20 protein-coding genes and 3 pseudogenes are annotated in these 16,167 nt (G+C 56.8%); 8 read left to right on the top strand and 15 right to left on the bottom strand.

Annotated elements, in window-relative coordinates; genetic code table 11:
* A partial coding sequence (locus DH08_RS35855) for a hypothetical protein (protein WP_210328787.1) occupies positions 1 to 215 on the top strand: 215 nt, incomplete at its 5' end.
* Positions 216 to 241: 26 nt separating this feature from the next.
* Here DH08_RS35855 and DH08_RS18360 read toward each other — a convergent pair.
* From DH08_RS18360 to DH08_RS18375, 4 genes are all read right to left on the bottom strand, one after another.
* Positions 242 to 520: a DUF982 domain-containing protein gene (locus tag DH08_RS18360; protein ID WP_192180670.1), complete on the bottom strand. Its 279-nt coding sequence runs from the start codon at positions 518 to 520 to the stop codon at positions 242 to 244.
* Positions 521 to 638: 118 nt separating this feature from the next.
* Positions 639 to 2,327, bottom strand: coding sequence for a family 1 glycosylhydrolase (locus DH08_RS18365; RefSeq protein ID WP_192180671.1), 1,689 nt, complete (start codon positions 2,325 to 2,327; stop codon positions 639 to 641).
* Positions 2,324 to 3,463 carry a UDP-galactopyranose mutase gene (glf, locus tag DH08_RS18370; protein ID WP_192180686.1) on the bottom strand — a complete coding sequence of 380 codons (1,140 nt, stop codon included), beginning with the start codon at positions 3,461 to 3,463 and terminating at the stop codon, positions 2,324 to 2,326. Before glf ends, DH08_RS18365 begins: the two co-directional genes overlap by 4 nt.
* Before the next feature lie 2 nt (positions 3,464 to 3,465).
* Entirely contained in the window at positions 3,466 to 4,638 is a 1,173-nt protein-coding gene (locus tag DH08_RS18375) for a glycosyltransferase family protein (protein ID WP_192180672.1), read from the bottom strand.
* Between the two features lie 329 nt (positions 4,639 to 4,967).
* Between DH08_RS18375 and DH08_RS18380 the strand changes: the two genes are divergently transcribed.
* Entirely contained in the window at positions 4,968 to 5,891 is a 924-nt protein-coding gene (locus tag DH08_RS18380) for a glycoside hydrolase family protein (protein ID WP_192180673.1), read from the top strand.
* 88 nt (positions 5,892 to 5,979) lie between these two features.
* Here the strand turns inward: DH08_RS18380 and DH08_RS18385 are convergent, their stop codons facing one another.
* From DH08_RS18385 to DH08_RS18410, 6 genes are all read right to left on the bottom strand, one after another.
* Positions 5,980 to 6,177, bottom strand: coding sequence for a hypothetical protein (locus DH08_RS18385; RefSeq protein ID WP_192180674.1), 198 nt, complete (start codon positions 6,175 to 6,177; stop codon positions 5,980 to 5,982).
* A gap of 125 nt (positions 6,178 to 6,302) precedes the next feature.
* Positions 6,303 to 6,806: a YciE/YciF ferroxidase family protein gene (locus DH08_RS18390; RefSeq protein ID WP_192180675.1), complete on the bottom strand. Its 504-nt coding sequence runs from the start codon at positions 6,804 to 6,806 to the stop codon at positions 6,303 to 6,305.
* 96 nt (positions 6,807 to 6,902) lie between these two features.
* On the bottom strand, positions 6,903 to 7,352 hold the full coding sequence (locus DH08_RS18395) for a DUF6894 family protein (protein WP_192180676.1): 450 nt from the start codon (positions 7,350 to 7,352) through the stop codon (positions 6,903 to 6,905).
* 173 nt (positions 7,353 to 7,525) lie between these two features.
* Positions 7,526 to 7,978: a DUF6894 family protein gene (locus DH08_RS18400; RefSeq protein ID WP_192180677.1), complete on the bottom strand. Its 453-nt coding sequence runs from the start codon at positions 7,976 to 7,978 to the stop codon at positions 7,526 to 7,528.
* A gap of 492 nt (positions 7,979 to 8,470) precedes the next feature.
* On the bottom strand, positions 8,471 to 8,695 hold the full coding sequence (locus DH08_RS18405; RefSeq protein WP_192180678.1) for a hypothetical protein: 225 nt from the start codon (positions 8,693 to 8,695) through the stop codon (positions 8,471 to 8,473).
* A 137-nt stretch (positions 8,696 to 8,832) separates the two neighbouring features.
* The gene (locus tag DH08_RS18410; protein WP_192180679.1) at positions 8,833 to 9,552 is read right to left on the bottom strand and encodes a Crp/Fnr family transcriptional regulator; all 720 of its coding nucleotides are present in this window, start codon (positions 9,550 to 9,552) and stop codon (positions 8,833 to 8,835) included.
* A gap of 766 nt (positions 9,553 to 10,318) precedes the next feature.
* Between DH08_RS18410 and DH08_RS36910 the strand changes: the two genes are divergently transcribed.
* Together DH08_RS36910 and DH08_RS36920 are read left to right on the top strand one after the other, a co-directional pair.
* Positions 10,319 to 10,642, top strand: a complete 324-nt coding sequence (locus tag DH08_RS36910) for a DUF72 domain-containing protein (RefSeq protein ID WP_345892420.1) — start codon at positions 10,319 to 10,321, stop codon at positions 10,640 to 10,642.
* Positions 10,585 to 11,000 (top strand): annotated as a pseudogene (locus DH08_RS36920) (DUF72 domain-containing protein). The gene DH08_RS36910 and the pseudogene DH08_RS36920 overlap by 58 nt, the downstream one beginning before the upstream one ends.
* A gap of 212 nt (positions 11,001 to 11,212) precedes the next feature.
* Here the strand turns inward: DH08_RS36920 and DH08_RS18420 are convergent.
* Positions 11,213 to 11,415 (bottom strand): annotated as a pseudogene (locus tag DH08_RS18420) (CsbD family protein).
* 230 nt (positions 11,416 to 11,645) lie between these two features.
* Between DH08_RS18420 and DH08_RS36485 the strand changes: the two are divergent.
* Positions 11,646 to 12,464, top strand: a complete 819-nt coding sequence (locus DH08_RS36485) for a hypothetical protein (protein ID WP_428338593.1) — start codon at positions 11,646 to 11,648, stop codon at positions 12,462 to 12,464.
* 23 nt (positions 12,465 to 12,487) lie between these two features.
* Here DH08_RS36485 and DH08_RS18425 read toward each other — a convergent pair whose 3' ends face one another.
* Positions 12,488 to 12,733 carry a hypothetical protein gene (locus DH08_RS18425; protein WP_192180680.1) on the bottom strand — a complete coding sequence of 82 codons (246 nt, stop codon included), beginning with the start codon at positions 12,731 to 12,733 and terminating at the stop codon, positions 12,488 to 12,490.
* A 149-nt stretch (positions 12,734 to 12,882) separates the two neighbouring features.
* On the opposite strand from DH08_RS18425, the gene DH08_RS18430 reads away from it, so the two are divergent.
* Complete coding sequence (locus DH08_RS18430; protein ID WP_192180681.1) at positions 12,883 to 13,038, top strand: hypothetical protein; 156 nt, start codon at positions 12,883 to 12,885, stop codon at positions 13,036 to 13,038.
* A 192-nt stretch (positions 13,039 to 13,230) separates the two neighbouring features.
* On the opposite strand, the gene DH08_RS18435 is transcribed toward DH08_RS18430, so the two are convergent.
* The 3 genes from DH08_RS18435 to DH08_RS18445 are packed head-to-tail and all read right to left on the bottom strand — an operon-like array spanning position 13,231 to position 14,819.
* Positions 13,231 to 13,884, bottom strand: coding sequence for a hypothetical protein (locus DH08_RS18435; RefSeq protein ID WP_192180682.1), 654 nt, complete (start codon positions 13,882 to 13,884; stop codon positions 13,231 to 13,233).
* Positions 13,865 to 14,278: a phage holin family protein gene (locus DH08_RS18440; protein ID WP_192180683.1), complete on the bottom strand. Its 414-nt coding sequence runs from the start codon at positions 14,276 to 14,278 to the stop codon at positions 13,865 to 13,867. Before DH08_RS18440 ends, DH08_RS18435 begins: the two co-directional genes overlap by 20 nt.
* A gap of 19 nt (positions 14,279 to 14,297) precedes the next feature.
* Positions 14,298 to 14,819: a hypothetical protein gene (locus DH08_RS18445; protein WP_192180684.1), complete on the bottom strand. Its 522-nt coding sequence runs from the start codon at positions 14,817 to 14,819 to the stop codon at positions 14,298 to 14,300.
* Positions 14,820 to 15,075: 256 nt separating this feature from the next.
* On the opposite strand from DH08_RS18445, the gene DH08_RS18450 reads away from it, so the two are divergent.
* Both DH08_RS18450 and katE read left to right on the top strand, forming a co-directional pair.
* On the top strand, positions 15,076 to 15,390 hold the full coding sequence (locus DH08_RS18450; RefSeq protein ID WP_192180685.1) for a hypothetical protein: 315 nt from the start codon (positions 15,076 to 15,078) through the stop codon (positions 15,388 to 15,390).
* Between the two features lie 165 nt (positions 15,391 to 15,555).
* Positions 15,556 to 16,167 (top strand): annotated as a pseudogene (gene katE, locus DH08_RS18455) (catalase); the annotation flags it as partial.

Raw genomic sequence — 16,167 nt, forward strand, 5'->3', positions numbered from 1 at the left:
CTTTACTGAATGACGGCTCGGCCCTCATCGGACGCCCCGCCTTCAAGGGTCACGCGACACCGCTTACCAACAAGGCCTGGATCGCTGACGACAACATCGCCTCGTATGCCAATCGTGTCGATCGCCCTCGTAGCCCGATGCGTAGGCAGAAAGCTGATATTTTGATCGATGACCCCGGAACGCCTACGAAAATTCTGTCGGCCGGGGCGAGCTAAAATCCCTGCTCCCACCTGCTGTGAAACTACGACACCAGGTCGTCCAGGATGCTCAGTGCGGCGCTCGATTTTCTCGGTTGAACAAGGCGCTGCTTCAGTGCCGCCAGTTTGAAAGCATCAAAAGCCACCTCCGGCTTGCAGATGCCTCTCTTGGCCCCTGCAAGCAGGCGCACCGCCTCCACATAATCAATCGCCTCCTTATTGCGCCATTGCTTTGCTAGCGCTTTCTCGGCATCGGTGATCGAGGAAACAACCATCGTTGTTCCGTCGACGAAGGTGAGGTCTATTGGTAGAAATCTGCTCATTGTTTCTTCCCCGTGAGCCCGGCGTTTCTGGATCGGCTGTAACGAAGGACGATCTATCTGGTTCCCCTCGAGCAGTGGTTTGGCGCCCGACCATCGCAGGCCGACGCGTCGGCCGCTGCTAAGCCACCTTGCTCGTAGGAAACTTCTGTCCGCTAGGGGCCTCTGCGGGTAGCGGCGACAATTCGTATTGATTGCCGGGGCCGGTTTGCAAAAGCTGAAATGCGCCACGTTGACCGTCGATCACCAGATCGAGAAGCGCATTTGCCACTTCCATTGAGGGATGTGTGGGATCACATTGCAGCAATAACTCACCCCCATCCGGGAACCTGCACAACATTCGGGTGGCGGCGGCTGGCGAGCCGGCTCGCCTCAGCTCGCCGTCGACTTCTATTGCGGCCCATGCGTGATGTTTTGCTACTAGCAGTTGGATCTTGTCTGGCCTTACTGCGCTGACCGTTAACCTGCGGTTGGTGCAACATTGCTCAACGATTGAGATCAAGCGGCCGAATCCGACCAGCAACAGGGGCCGTCCACTGCTCTCGGGATTGCGGTCTGCTCGCCACCAACCAGGCCGATCTAATACGGGATGGTCGACAGACCCATGCTTGGCGAGCCCTGCGATCGCGTCCGCGAGCGCTGTTGGCCGAGGCGCACCGGCGCGTATATCGAAGGCGCCGCTCTCATAGAACCCGTCCTGCCTCACCAGCATTGAGTTCCAGTCGACGGCGCCAAACAGCGACCAGGCCGTAACTGCACGGACGTCGACGCCACTGTCCTTGGCCGCATGCGCTGCTTTGCATCCTTCGACAAGCCAGCGCATCTGTTCATCGCGCGTGGACCCGTTGTGCAATTCCGTTACCGCGATCGGCAAGTGATAGCGGTCCCAGAGTTCCTCAAGTCTCAGCCTCAGGCTTGTATCATCCCGTGCGTCGGATCGAGCGGCCGCAATATCGACATAGCTGTCGATGCCATTCCCGCCGACCTTTTCGTCAGGAAATTGATCGACACGCTCATCGATCATTCGATCGCTTGTGAGGTAATAATCAATGCCGATCATATCGGGGACGCAAGGCTCCGCCACTAGCTCCGAGAGATGATCATCAACAATTCCGGCGTCTAAAAGCCGCTTGTAGAAGCGGTGCTGTCGATCGACTCGCCCGGCTAGGAGATCCAGTGACAACCAACGTCGCTCGGTCTCATGCTCTGCCTGGTAAGCGAGTCGCTGAGTTGAAAAAACACGCCCGAAATCCTCGGTCTGAACCAGGCCGGCTTGCGGCACGTATCGGCGGATTGCCTTCATCGTCATTGCTATCGCCCTGCATTGAGCCACAGTCAGCTGCAGACATATCCCCTCGCTGGTGCCATGCGGATGCCAGTGCCCGTAGAGCCCGCTTATCCGGGCAGTCGTGAGCGGCTCGTTGATGGGCGTATACAGCTCTATCCAGGGATAGCGTTGAGCGACCAACGCACCGTATCGAGCGAGCATATCCGGAAAATTCGGATCGAGAATTTGTGTCCATGACGGTCCGCTGCCATGGTGCAGCAGCCCTGCGATCGGCCGCATTCCAAGCTCGTTGATACGCTGCAAACGCGCATCCGCCCAACTCCAATCGTACGAACCCGCCTTGCGTTCGACCATTTCCCACAACACGGGATAGCGAAGCGTACGGATGCCGAGCCCGGCGATCAGATCAAGATCGTCTAGGCGCACCAAATGCCCGGTGTCTTCCAATTGGTTGCGCACCGTCCCGCGAATTCGGACAAGGCTGCATTCCACACCGCCCCATATCTCAAGGGCATCAGTCATTCAGCAGCCACGGTCTGCGTCGTCTCCAGCTCCGCGTTCGCCGGCAAGTTCTTCTGAATTCGCGCGAATGTCGCAAGAGCCTGACCGACGACCTGATCCATGTTGTAGTACCGATAGGTGGCTAGGCGGCCGACAAACCAGACGTCCCGAGCGCCTCCAGCCAGCGCTTCATAGCGTTTGTAAAGAGCTTCGTTCTCAGCCCGCGGCACGGGATAGTAGGGGTCACCGATGTCGGTCGGATATTCGTAGGTCAGGCTGGTTCTGGGGCTCAGCTGTCCTGTAAGATGTTTGTACTCGGTGATACGGGTGTACTCTTCCGTCTGCGGATAGTTGACGACGGCGACCGGCTGAAATTGCTCGCGATCGAGCGTCACGTGTTTGAACCGCAATGACCGGTAGGGCAGGCGACCAAGCTTCCAATCAAAATATTCGTCTACCGGGCCGGTATAGACCATGCGGCGAAACGGAATGCTGGCCCGGATCTCTCTATAATCCATTTGCAGCATGATTTTGATTTTGGGGTTGTCGAGCATGCGCCGGAACATGCGTGTGTAGCCGCCAGCCGGCATCTTCTGGAACGTGTCGCCGAAATAGCGATCGTCGCGGTCGGTGCGCGTAGGAACCCGAGCCGTCACCGATTTGCTTAACTGAGACGGATCGACACCCCACTGCTTCCTGGTGTAACCGCGAAAGAATTTTTCATAGAGTTCCCGGCCGACGGTGCTCACTACCACGTCTTCGGCTGTTCGGATTTCGTCAACCGCTTCTCGGCGAGAAACGAAGAACTGCTCCAACTGGTCGGACGTGAGATCGAGATCATATAGTTTGTTGATTGTATCGAGGTTTATCGGGATCGGCAGCAGCTTCCCATCGACCCGGGACAACACACGATGCTCGTAGGGCCGCCATGCCGTGAACTTCGAGAGATAATCGACGATCGACTGAGCGTTTGTATGGAATATGTGAGGCCCATATTTATGGATCAGAATCCCGGCGTTATTGTAGCAATCGTAGGCGTTGCCACCAACGTGGCTCCGTCTGTCGATGAGTAAGACGCTCTCGTTTCGCTGCGATGCAATGCGCTCTGCAAGCACACTACCGGCAAAACCGGCGCCAACAATCAACCAGTCGAACATGCTCACGCTCTCCGCCGAAATGGCAATATGTTCCTGGTCGAGCGGGCGCGCTGGATATGAACCGCCATCGCGCTCCACGTCTTCTCCCACGACATGTCCAGGAGATAGGCGTCGATCTGCCTCAACAGACAGTCGCGAGGTCGGGCCAAAACCGATCGAAGCTTCGCTTCGACGTCATTCGCATCCACGATTTCCACAAGACCTTCGGCGCCATAGGCCCGTACGACATCCACGATCGCCGTTGAAACAAGGGGGACCCCGGCGGCCAGGAATTCTGGGGTCTTCGTTGGACTGATGTAACGGGTGGCCGCATTAAGGGCGAAAGGCATCCATCCGGCGTCCCAATGCCTAAGGTAGCGCGGCAGGTCCGCGTAATCCTTGCTGCCAAGCCAATGCAGATTTTCTGCCTTTGGAAGACCCTCAGGATCTATCTTGACCACCGGCCCTACCATAACGAAATGGACGTCCGGCATTCTCAGGGCAGTGTCTGCCACCAGGCCGGCGTCGAGCCTTTCATCGATCACGCCGAAGTAGCCCACTCGGGGATGCGGGATTTGTTCCTGATCTACAGCGTCCTTTCCAGGCACCCGGGCCTGATGAAAGTGAGTAAAGTCGATGCTGCTGGGAAACGGAAACATTGACCGATGCAGACCGCGCTTGGCCTCGTAAAGGCTCTGCCCGCCGGTAAAGACCACGTCAGCACGGTCCAAAAGTTGTCTTTCCATCTGGATGAGCTCGGGCGGTGCCTCCTTGAAAGCCGAGAGCTCATCCATGCAGTCGTAGACGCAGACATCACAAGTAAGATGGTCGCTGAAACGCAATGCCATCGGGGTGTAGTACCAGATCGTCAGATGTTCTTGGGGCGTAGAGGCAACGATAAGATCGACGAATCTTCGTTGGACCGCATCTGCATCTGACGGAGCGATTCCCACGGGAAGGACAGGGGTTATGACTTTGATGGATCCCGAAACGGCGTTCGATCGCATGAAAGCTTGAGGCACATGTTCGAAGATTGGCTCCTCAAAGTAAATTACCTTCGTCGTTTTCGACGCTAGCGTCAGGATATGCTGAGGGCGTTGATATACGAAGTTCCATCGCAGGTGCGAAAAACATAGAATTGTAGAGAATTCTTCTGATTGGTGCATATGATTCGATTTTCCAACCGCGTTTTCCATTCTGAAATCCTTTTATTGCAATTTCGGATGCTTGCGTACAACAAATGTTAATCGCGGCATCGAGATGTGGTTTCTTATCCGTAGCTCTAACTTTGCCGGGAGTGACTCGTTCCCCGGCGAATCCGATTCATCGGCCAACGCACGCTTGCAGGCTCAACGGAGAGTGAGAGCACACGGACACAGACCACCGTGGGTCGTTGCCGAGATGCACGCGGCAATTGTTAATCGTGCGTTAATCGACGCTGCGACAAAGTTAACAACCGATGAAACGATTCGTCGCCTCGCAGGATTGGCCCGCGAATTGGTGCCGGACATTGTTGGGGGGATCGATGTCGATCAATTTTGAAACGAACGTTTTCCCGTTGTTTCATCCAATGGCCGTTGACGATGTGAAGGACCCCTGTCCAGTGTTTGACGGGAGCCTCTGGCACATGTTTGGGTCAAGCGGCACCGTCACCAGTGAGACTTGGCGGATTCTCCATGCCACGGCTCCCGACCTTTACGGCCCATGGGTGGAACATGAGCCTATCGTTTTGCCGGTAAGCGGGTCAGGCGTGGCTGCGCCTGGAGTGATTTATGAGAGCGGCGTCTTTCATATGTTCGTCCAGACGGAATTCATGAAATCCGGCGGCCGATGTGAGCATGTCGTTTCGAACGACGGCTTTCAGTGGGTGGTTCTCAACTCAGCCCTTGTCGCCTTGCCAGACACCGAAGAAGACGGGATCTACGATCCCCATCCGGCGATAATTGGCGGCAAGCGTTACATCGTCTACTCGGGCATGCCTAAATTTACCAAAGTGCCACAGCCAGACATTTATCTTGTCTGCAGCCAGTCTGACTCGTGGTTCGGACCCTGGAAGCGAGCAGGCAAGATACTCGACCATACGGACTTGCCCCACCACAATTCGCGCCAACACCCCGACTATGAATGGGGCATCGAAGGGGCCCAACTTGTTGAGCTACCAGACGGCCGTGTCCTGCTTAACGCGACCTGCTTTCTTCCGGATGGCCCCCGCGGCAGTCGGCAGCGCGTTTTCTTCGCCATCGCTGATCGGGTCGAGGGGCCGTATCTAACCGTTGGACCGGTGCTGGAATCTGGAGAGCTCGGCGAAAACGGGCATGCGACCGTTTTGATCGAAGGAGGGCAGCTGACATTGTTTTATCAGTGCCGCCGTGAAGCGACTAACCATCGTTGGCGGTATGGGGTCGCCAGATGCGACTTGGACAATGGGATTCTGGCACAAGTAGCCTAACGCTTTCTTGACCCCAGAACCTTTGCCTCCCGCCGCAACTCTTCTTGGTCGCCGGCGACGCGATTTCGATCCTGTAGCCCAGCTTGTACTAGCTATTTGGCTTCTTCCTTGCAGCCGCGGGGTTCTGACCAGTGGCAGCCGTTGACTTGGCGTCCTTGGAATGGGCGGCGAGCGCGGGGCCGGCACCGGTAGCCTTACGCATGTCCCCGCTCTTCTCGCCGCTCTTCTCCTTCTCTGCGGGCTTCTTGCCGCCAACGCTGGAGAAGTACTTGCCGAAAAAGCCCATTTCATTCTCCTGTTTTGGACCCCTGCTTGATGGCTGATCGGGGTGATTGAAGATCAGGGAGTGTGAGCCCTGGTGATCGACCACCAGGGCTCGAGAGGACGGGAACGAGGGAGTTCCCAGCTTCGCTAGGCCGCTTCGGCGGCGATGTTGACGGAGGCCTCAGCAAGCTCGCTCAACGCCTCGTCGGTCTCCTTTTCTTCGCTAAGCGTCAGGTCCAAGAGGCTAACCGCCTCTGTCAGGCCGAGTTCGGACGCCCAGGTCCGCATGGTTCCGTAGCGCGAGATCTCGTAGTGCTCCACTGCTTGGGCGGCGGCCAGCAGGCCGGCGTCCAAGGCAGGCGAACCCTTGTATTCTTCCATAATCTCGGCGCCCTCGTCGATGATGCCCATGATGGCAGGACAGTTTTTTGCCGCCGGCTTCTCGCCGATCGCTTCGAACACTTGTTCGAGGCGAGCGACGTGCTCCTGCGTCTCGCCGCGATGCTTTTCGAAGGCGGCCTTCAGATCGGGGCTCTGCGCAGCCTTTGCCATCTTCGGCAACGTCGCGAGGATCTTTTTCTCGGCGAAGTAAATGTCCTTGAGAGTGTCATGGAAAAGTTCGTTCAGGCCTTTTGATGATTTCGTCGACATAGCGTTTTCCTTCTTGTTTTTGTTGGTAGCGCCTCTTCGACCGGGAGGCGTCCGTTAACAGTCGTGGTGCTTTCGTGTTCCGAGCCGAAGCAAATTTTATGGCTCGCGCAGTTGAATGTCCTCGTAGCTACAGGTCGCCACGACCTCGCCATGCGAGTCACGTGCCCTGACGGCCCATCCGACTGGCGCCTCCAACTTGTCGAGGGCGTCTTTCCAGAGATCTTCGGCCGAGCGCTTGACTTCATCCTGAACAGCTTGCCGGGACGGTAACGAGATGCCCGGCATGATCCGGACAACGCCGTGGTCCTGATATTCGAATGTGTAGACCCCGGCTTCGCTTTCCTCGGGTGCCGCCGTGCCAACATCGGGCTGGTCAAAAGCCACGATCTGGACAAGCATCTGCTTGGCCTTTTCGATGATTTCGGCGTCTTCTCTGACCTGGTCGCCAGTGGCCATCGTAACGCTGACGGCTTCGCCGCCCTCACCAAGAAATTTCACTACGTGCTCCGATGTACTACGGCTCACCAACGTGTTCACGAGTTCCATTCGCCACCTGTCGCATTGTCTGTTGAGGCAATGTGCAATGCTGAATGATGTTCCTTGGCGAAATGAAAATTTGCTGACCTGGCTACCGCCAATCGACTAAGCCAGTGCAAGGGTCTCGGCTCTGCAGGCCTGTAGCAGGGATTAGAAGGCCGCCCAGCATCGGCCGTCGTAGGTTAGTTCTGGGGATCATTGGATTTCTCGAAACCGAGACGATTGATCATCCGCTCGGCCTCTGTCTGTGCGATGCCTATGAGAGTGTCAATTTCGAGCATTCCTTCGCGCAAGCCATCCTCTGCAAGATCACGCCTAATCGCTCTGAATTGTTCTTGCGTCCGCCGCAAGGCGGCTAGCTGGAGGCCTTCGCCGGGATGCGGCAGACCGTTACTATCCTCGACGAGCCATGCCGTGGTCAAAGCCAGCGATGCACGAAAGATGTAAGCGCCGTCTTCATCCCGAACCTTGATCCAGAATAACCTGTTAGGACCGTTCGGCAGCTCTTCCCTGGCAAGGTCAGGGAGCACGCTGACAGCGTAGTCACTTACTTCGACGAGAGAGCCGCAGACCTCTCCTTCCTCGTCCCCAGTAAATTCCTTTCCGTCGTGGATATCAAAAAAGTACCGTGCCAAGGCGATTTCCTTCCCAGCTTGAGCTCGACAAAAATTTGGCGAGCAATCCCTAGATGCAACAACAAGGCAGCTGCACCCGATACGTTCCCACTTAGGGCGAGGAACTAAGCTAGCGCCGGCGGCTTGAACGCGGCTGTGGTTCATTCATGAGCTTGAAGTTCAGCGTGGTTCCGTCCTATCGAACAGCGACCGGAAGGCCATAGCTTGATTTCACGAAGTGAATTCGATGCTTTCCTCCGCGGATCATCTCCATAGGGCAGAGGATTGGATATTCGATTTTGCTCGCTTCAGGCTCTCCGAAACGAGACCTGATCCTTCTCGAACTGCAACTGCTTTCTCGCCGCAACAGCCGCCGTGAAAGCCCTTGCCGCTCCATCGCAGGCGTTTCTTGATGGGCCATTGGCGTGGAGAACGACCTCCGCGGCTTTCAAGGTCATATTGTACTTCAGGGCAAAGAAGGCGGGCTCGTAAGGTCCGTGGTCGGATACCGGATCAGGTCCAGTCGGGATTTTGGCCATTGGCCGGCTCCTTCCTGACTATCCATTGGATTATGTCGGCGTCGACGTCCGTGTAGCCCGTCAATTCCTTGAACAGGTCCTTAATATGTTGGTTCCAGCGGCTCTCTCCCACCAGACCTTCCGCAACGGATGATCTAAAGGCTCCTCGCACGATATCAATGTCGAACGCTGAGAGGGGACGAGGATCTATTTTTTCCATTGTAGCTCCTTGGGGGCGGGAGCACAGAGACTCTCAAGCACCGGAGCCCATTGACGGCCGGCGACAGAACCATCAGACCACCTTCGATGAAAACCGTCGCGCTCAAATGTTAAGCGGGAACTGGAGCAGGGGTTTTTCTATCGAGGTTCCCGAGTCAGACTGAGATAGGTGGGATCGAATTCGGCGATATCCGTCAGGCGCTGCCAATCGAGAATGGTGACGACATGGTTGGCCCAGCTAATGACCCCGCTCTTTCGCAACGCGCCGATGACCCGGTTCATATGCACGGCCGAGAGCCCAAGCACATCAGCCAGTTCAGCTTGCGAAATTGGTAGATAGAAACTCATGCCATTGGTGTGCTTCACAACTTGCAGCCGTACGAAAAGCTCGCAGACAAGATGCGCCAGATGAGATGCCTTCGACCGTCTGCCCATAGCCACGATCCATTCGCGGTGGATGGCGCCGTCGACCAGCGTATCTAGCCACAACAGCCGTGTGAGATGGGGAGCCCTTTCAGTAATAGCGCGCAGCCGACCGTGGTCGGCGACGACCACACGACAAGGCGACAGCGCAATGATGCCGTGGTCCATTGTTTTTAGGAGAAAAGCGTGGAGATCCACAAAATCGCCAGGCACCTGCAACGAAGTAAACTGCCGTCCACCGTCCTCCATAACCTTATATCGCGCTGCCAAGCCATCCAGAATCAGTGTGCTGTAGATTGGTCTTGAGCCAACCGACACCAGATCCTGTCCGGTCGCGAACTCCTTTTCGAACGCCATTGCTCCATTCAGGAGCGCCTTTTCCTCGTCCGAGATTTCGTCATGCTGACCGAGGTTGAGGTAAAGTGATTCAAGCATGGCGGTTCCTACACCCAGGCTCCAGCTTTTCAGCGGCCAACGCGCACGGGTTTAGTCCAGCCTGATGTAGGCTCCGTGCGCGGATACTAGATAATGGGGCTTTTCTAGATAGCGAGTGTCGACCACGTTGAGTTCGAGGCCTCGCTCGCGGCCCCACAACTTTCACGCCGCACGAAACTGAACCGATCTTCAGAAAAACCCTTCCAGGCAGCTCTCGGTGCAACCATGCCAATTCCTCGCATGTTCCCAATGGCTGGCAACGGGCAACGGATCGCTTGGTTCCTCGGACGGCAAATAGGCGCGCGGCAACAGGGGGAACTTTGGTGGCCGCCCAGAGTTGGACGTTCTCAACGGAGAACACTGCAATGGCTGACAAAACCCCAGCGATACGCACACCGATCCGCACAATAAAGAGCTCTCCTGAGGCGGACGCTAAAGGCCAGTCAGAGAAGAATCATAAAGGAGGAACGAACGATGGCGTATCGAGCGCGAACCCTCGAGCTGTCAGGGAAGGAAGATGGCGACGCCACATTCCCGCTGCAGCGAAAATAGAAAATAGTAGTTGGCTTAGCGGTCGCGAGGATTGCCTATCGAGGGTCGCGCGGACAAATGAGTGCGGAAGCCATAAAGCGGGAAGAACTTGGATCAGATGAGCATCGTGAACGCGTAGGCTGCGCAGGGAGAAGCAGCGAATTGAAAACGTTGGACGTGCTGCCAAAATGCATGCCGCTCGCTTTGCCAGTAGAATAGCAGAGCGTGGGATACGGTGTCCTGTTTGGAGGCATATGCCTATGTCGGCTGCTCGGGATGGTTTTACTGGAAATGGCGGGGACAGTTTTACCCGACGGATCTACCCACAGGCGAATGGTTCGATCACTATGCGACACGATTTGATACTGTCGAAATCAATGCCTCCTTTTATTCATGGCCGACCGTCACAAATGTGGAAAGCTGGTTTCGGCAACCCGGTAAACGCAGTTTCGTCTATACAGTAAAAGTCTGTGAGCTTATGCCGATATCCTCGGTGATAGGATGGGCTGCTTTCTGTTCCAGCTCCCGCCGAGTTACCGTTTTACAAAGGCGAGACTGAGCGACATTCTCGGCCAACTCGACCCGGCCCAGCGCAATGTGGTGCAGTTTCGTCACGCCAGTTGGTGGAACGAGACTGTATATTAGCCTTTCGTGAGACAGGCACGATCTTTTGCTCATGCAGCGGCCCTCGTCTTCCGGATGCCATGGTGCGGACAGCTGATGATGTCTACGTACGGCTCCACGGTCCAGAGCGCTGGTACCGGTATGACTACACAACAGACCAGCTCACGAAATGGGCTGACAGAATCCGGGCCAGTGGCGCCAAGAGAGCTTGGGTCTATTTCAATAACGACTATGAAGGGTTTGCCCCAAAGAATGCCCTGGTAATGCGGCACTTGTTAGGGAAAGAACCGTAGACGATCAACCACCTAAAGCCGATGCAAATTCCGCTGCATCTTGACGTCGCGCGAACCCACCACCCCCCGTTTCCAAAGTCGATCAATGCCGGTCGCCGCCCCAGCGATAACGAGGCGTTCCGTAGCTCGATTTCGTCAGTACCGTCCATGCCACCGGGCAAAACAGAGGGCGCTGCCACGCGGCAGCGCCCCCTTGATTGCCGAACGCAATCCTACCAGCCTTGGCGGGTATACCAGTCGTCGATATCCCGACGTACGCGATCCTTCTCAATCCCGTAACGTTCCTGATCTTGCCTTCGAGTTGGTCGCGCTTGCCGGCGATGCGGTCCAGATCGTCATCAGTGAGCTTGCCCCACTGCTCCTTGACCTTGCCCTTGACCTGCTTCCAGTTTCCCTCAACGCGGTTCCAGTCCATGGTCAATAGCCTCCTTGGTTTTACACAAATGCAAAACGGTCGTTCACCCTCTATGTTCCAGAGGAGCGGCTATTGGGTCTGGCGCGTCTCCATTCACGCATGAACCTTAAGGGTTGCGGATCGTTCTGTTCGAAACAGAGTGATGGCGCATTGCGAAAAAATTGGACGCTAACCTCGTGCCGCAGAAACAGGACGCTCCCGGTGCCGAAGCGCGCTTTTCGTTCGACAGAATGGCCGTGGAGCGATTTCGACAGGCTTTTCCGCGAGCGAGGTGGAGCGATGAGCGCAAGAGCTGGTTCGTCCCGGGAAAGACGGCCAGCCGCCGGATCGACCGCTGGTTGGCGCAAGAGGCAGAGATGTTGGCCATCCACGGGGACAGCAAGGGACGTGATGCCTTCGCCTTCGATCCGATATCGAGCCCATACTTGGAGGTTTCGGACGACCTACGTGTTCGCACGCCTTATTCGAAGACGATTCTCGAGGAACTGCGGGCAGTTCCGTGGGCAAGTTGGGATGACGAATTGCGGGCCTGGCGGGTGCCGTTCCGATCGTATGAAGAGCTACGGCGACGGTGGCCGAGGATCGAAAGCGCTGCCCAACATGCCGAACCCGAAGAAAGGAAGCGACGACGAGAGGCCGCCAGAGAGCCTGGAGCTTCCAAGGCCGCTCAACAGCGGAATGCCGAACGTCGCCGTCATCGCTATCCACTGCCAGCTGAAGATTTGCCGCCTCCTGGTCGGCCAGTCGCGACAGAGCAATATGGCATTGTCGTTTTCAATGAAGTGTCCGGCGCATTCGTTGACCCGTTAGAGTTGACCGCTTCATATCCAATCGCGATGCGCGCGCACGTCGACTACGTATGGGGCCGCTGGCGTTCGGCCACGCTCCCCGAATTGGTCAGGACGTGGCCCGCACGCAGTCCGCCAGGAGCGGACGAACGTTCGAGGGGCTGGTGGCAACCGACACTTGCCGAACTGAGAGTTGCTCGTCGAAACGCCCGGAGCATCGAACGCAGAAAACAAAGTCGCGCCCGCAAGACGGGTGGCTGACATGCCTAGCTGTTTGACATTAATCAACCAGACCGCATCACACCCGGCTCTTCGGTGGGCGGATTACTACTGCGAGATCGCAGCTCGGAATTATCACGCACTACGTCGGAAAAATTGACGGTGGCAACCAGATAGCCTGCCTGATCGTAAACCTTGATAATCGAGCCCGATTGATCAGCGCCGGTCGAGGATCCTGCCGACAGGGCGGCATGGGCCATTTCGATTGCTCTCGGGCTGGCCAGGTCGGCGCTGGAAAGCTCGTGCTCCAATGTCGTGGTCTTGCCGAACTCTAGATCTCAAAGCGGAAATTGGGCATGGTGCACCTCCTGCTTCCAAGCAATGTCCAAGACGGCAGAGCGTTCCAAAGGAACGCTCTTACCTCCAGCCCGTTAGGTCTCCAACACGAGGAGATTCATACATGGCTGCTAAACAAGGCAAGAAGGACAACCGCCTCTCTGACAAGGAGGCAATGCATTTAGCGGAAATCACAGACGTTTCGCCTCAGCAGGCTAAGGATCTTGCTGAAAAGGCCAAAGCCGAGAAGGAAGCCAAGAACTTCAAGGCGGAGGGCTGACGTGGCGACAAGGATCGACACAGATCGAGACGCTAGAGCCAAACGGGCAGCCCAAGAGATAATAGACTTGGAGCGCAAGGCGCGCGAAGCTAAGACTGCCCGTTGACGGGAGGCGCGGACAGCTCAGAAATCCAGCACCCACGTCTGGCATGATGAAACTTGCGGAGATGATGGGCATCGCTTGATGAGGTGCTAGTCACTGTGTTGGGGCGGATCACCGCCATCGCGACCGAGATAATCGCTGACCGCGGCCATGATGGCCAGGAATGAGGCGGAGTATCTTGCGAACCCGAATGCCTGTGCAGCTACAAGTTTTGCACCATGCCAATGCTGATCGACAAAGTCAGAGGCCGAGTGCCGGACTTCGGCGGACGCCTCCCCAAATAGCTCACGTTCTTTCGCAGTTGGCTCGAACGACCTGCCGATAATGTGACCCAGCAACAGTCCTCCGGCTGAACCGGCGATAACCTTTACCCGAGCGGAATTTGTGACGGTCTGAGGCGCGTGCTTCACAAAGGGAATTGTCGCTCCAAAACGCGGTTCTGGCGCGCTCGGTTCGACAGGGTTCCTTAGCCCTTTTTTGCCTTCAGCGCTCCTTCTGCCGGCATCAAATACCGCAACCGCGCCCAGCGCTACCGCCGCCGCTGTGCCGCCGTTTTCCTTGATGGAGTCTGACACGCCACCAACGACCTCGGCGACCTTGTGCTTCGCGTATTGAGTGGTCACGTCGGCCAGATGCCGCGGCTGCAGGCGGCGGCTTATTTCGCTTACAGGCGCAAACAGGGCCTGCCGTTCCAGTCTGCTTTGCAACTGGATCTCTCTCAGGTCATCGTTGAGTGGCGCCATAACGTATCCCCTGCTTCACCGCAGCCAGATCGCTGCGCACCTGGTTGACAGTCTCGACTGGGGTGATGGTCCATCCGACCAATGCCCGTTTTGCCAGGTAGAGGGAAAGCAATCCTCCCCCGAACAACGCAATGCCAACGATCAGACACGCCACCATTGCGCTGATACCAGCAAGAATTACCGCCAGGATCAGGAATTGGACCATTGCGAAAGATGCCAGGATGAAGAGGATTACGGCCGCAATCCCGCATACACCCGAGGAGACGAGTGTTGAGGTCTTGCTCCTCATTTCCGCCTCGAGCAGGCGCATGTCCAACCGCATCAAGGAAGCGAATTGACCGATCGCTTCGCTGACGAGATTACCAAAGGGGCGACGATCGCCATCATCATCCATGGACAAAGCCCCTCTCTTCTCAGGACCGATCCGAGCTTCGCATGATACGGGTGAGCATCACGCCGGCCAGGATACCGATACCAAAAAACGCCGCTGGTTGACGCTGCGCGAACTTCGTAACTGAGTCGAACAGTTCGCCGACATTGCGATCTCTGATATCGGTCGAGATCCGCTCCACACCTTCAGCCGCGCTGCGGACCATGCCTGCGACCTGAGGGGATTGCTTTTCGATACCGTCCGCGGCCTCCTTGACGGAGTGCGCAATGTTGGCAATCGCGTCTGCTCCAGCGGTCTTGTTCGACTCAACCGCTTCTTTGAACGCGCCCGCAGCATCGGAAGCGACGGACCCTGCGTAGTCCTTTGCGTCGGCCGTTACAGAGGCCGCAGCGTCTTTCAGATTGGTCGCTGTTTCCGTCGCACTCGACTTCAATTTGCCGAGGGATTCCGCACTTCTTCCGGCAGGTTTAGGGCTGGACGGATTCTGCCAATTCTCATCAGATGAATTAAATCCGGTGGGGTCGTTAGGGTTGGGTGTGTTCACGATGTTTTACTCCTGTTCATTGGAGGTGAACTCCGCCGGCACCATGCGGTTCCTAGCGTCGGCAAATTTTTTGTTGCTCCGAGGAGCGGCGGCGAACGGGACCGCCAGGCGGGTAATTTTCGGCAAGGGCTGAGGTCCAACGCGCATGGTTTTATGATGCGGATCGGGCGATGGATCGCATCCATCCCTGAAACGAGGCGTGGGAACTTAAGCACCTCGGTGCTTGTTTACGATCATCCCCAAGGAGGATCGAACAATGACCGCAAACGAAAACCGTCGTGAGACCGGCGCCACCAAGTACCCGGCAAAAAACGACCCCGACCCGTCGGACAATTTCTCTCAGGATGCGGCAGGCAACAAGAAGCCGGCAAGCGGGATGGGATTGACTCGGCCCGCCGGCGACGTGGACGAAAAGACCCGCCAGTCCGACGGACAGAACCCGCCTAGGCCGGCGGCTCCAAGCCCCGATACGCAAAAGACCTCTGGCGCGGGCCCTCCGATCGCGGAGCGCTCGAAAGACGCCAAGGCGCCAAAGGCAGGACGCCAGCCAGGCGCGTACAAAAAGGACTGAATACAACAGATCTCGCCCAACACCGGTCGACATATCGACGTGCTTGTGAAAGCGGGGTGGTGAGGTTTCTGGGATGTAGGCGCGACGATAGTTTTCCAGGAACTTAGTGTGCACCGGGACATTGAGGAAGACACTCAGCCTCCTCTTCAATTCTGGGAACGCACAATGGCAAAGACCGCAAGACAGTCGTCAGGCAAGCCCGCGACGATCCATGATCAAAAGCTCACGCGAGGCAATGGCGGAGAGCTTCACCAGCTAGCAGAGACGGACGCTGAAGTCCTCACCACTGCACAGGGCGGGCTGGTCTCGGATGACCAGAACTCGCTGCGGGTCGGCGAGCGGGGCCCGACCGTCCTCGAAGACTTCCATTTTCGGGAGAAGATTTTCCACTTCGACCATGAGCGGATTCCAGAGCCGTCGTCCATGCTCGTGGCTACGGCGCGCATGGCTATTTCGAGACCTACGAGCCGCTCGCCAAATACACTCGTGCCGACATCTTCCAGCGCGCCGGCGAGAAGACGCCGGCCTTCGTGAGGTTTTCGACGGTCGCCGGCAGCAAAGGTTCGTTTGACCTTGCGCGCGATGTCCGCGGCTTCGCGGTCAAGCTATACACACAGGAAGGCAACTGGGACATCGTCGGCAACAACATCCCCGTGTTCTTCATCCAGGATGCGATCAAGTTCCCGGACATGGTTCACGCCGTGAAGGAGGAGCCCGATCGTGCCTTCCCGCAGGCGCAATCGGCGCATGACAATTTCTGGGATTTCATTTCGCTGA

The organism is Mesorhizobium amorphae, assembly GCF_014843845.1.
Lineage (GTDB): Bacteria > Pseudomonadota > Alphaproteobacteria > Rhizobiales > Rhizobiaceae > Mesorhizobium > Mesorhizobium amorphae_A.

Bases quoted from the DNA above. Each gene is read 5' to 3' on its own strand.
- DH08_RS18440 (WP_192180683.1), bottom strand. From the start codon at position 14,278: ATGGATGATGATGGCGATCGTCGCCCCTTTGGTAATCTCGTCAGCGAA.
- DH08_RS18450 (WP_192180685.1), top strand. From the start codon at position 15,076: ATGACCGCAAACGAAAACCGTCGTGAGACCGGCGCCACCAAGTACCCG.
- DH08_RS36485 (WP_428338593.1), top strand. From the start codon at position 11,646: ATGGCCGTGGAGCGATTTCGACAGGCTTTTCCGCGAGCGAGGTGGAGC.
- DH08_RS18365 (WP_192180671.1), bottom strand. From the start codon at position 2,327: ATGACTGATGCCCTTGAGATATGGGGCGGTGTGGAATGCAGCCTTGTC.
- DH08_RS18405 (WP_192180678.1), bottom strand. From the start codon at position 8,695: ATGGAAAAAATAGATCCTCGTCCCCTCTCAGCGTTCGACATTGATATC.
- DH08_RS18375 (WP_192180672.1), bottom strand. From the start codon at position 4,638: ATGGAAAACGCGGTTGGAAAATCGAATCATATGCACCAATCAGAAGAA.
- DH08_RS18430 (WP_192180681.1), top strand. From the start codon at position 12,883: ATGGCTGCTAAACAAGGCAAGAAGGACAACCGCCTCTCTGACAAGGAG.
- DH08_RS18395 (WP_192180676.1), bottom strand. From the start codon at position 7,352: ATGGAACTCGTGAACACGTTGGTGAGCCGTAGTACATCGGAGCACGTA.
- DH08_RS18360 (WP_192180670.1), bottom strand. From the start codon at position 520: ATGAGCAGATTTCTACCAATAGACCTCACCTTCGTCGACGGAACAACG.
- DH08_RS18380 (WP_192180673.1), top strand. From the start codon at position 4,968: ATGTCGATCAATTTTGAAACGAACGTTTTCCCGTTGTTTCATCCAATG.
- DH08_RS18435 (WP_192180682.1), bottom strand. From the start codon at position 13,884: ATGGCGCCACTCAACGATGACCTGAGAGAGATCCAGTTGCAAAGCAGA.
- DH08_RS18390 (WP_192180675.1), bottom strand. From the start codon at position 6,806: ATGTCGACGAAATCATCAAAAGGCCTGAACGAACTTTTCCATGACACT.
- DH08_RS18385 (WP_192180674.1), bottom strand. From the start codon at position 6,177: ATGGGCTTTTTCGGCAAGTACTTCTCCAGCGTTGGCGGCAAGAAGCCC.
- glf (WP_192180686.1), bottom strand. From the start codon at position 3,463: ATGTTCGACTGGTTGATTGTTGGCGCCGGTTTTGCCGGTAGTGTGCTT.
- DH08_RS18410 (WP_192180679.1), bottom strand. From the start codon at position 9,552: ATGCTTGAATCACTTTACCTCAACCTCGGTCAGCATGACGAAATCTCG.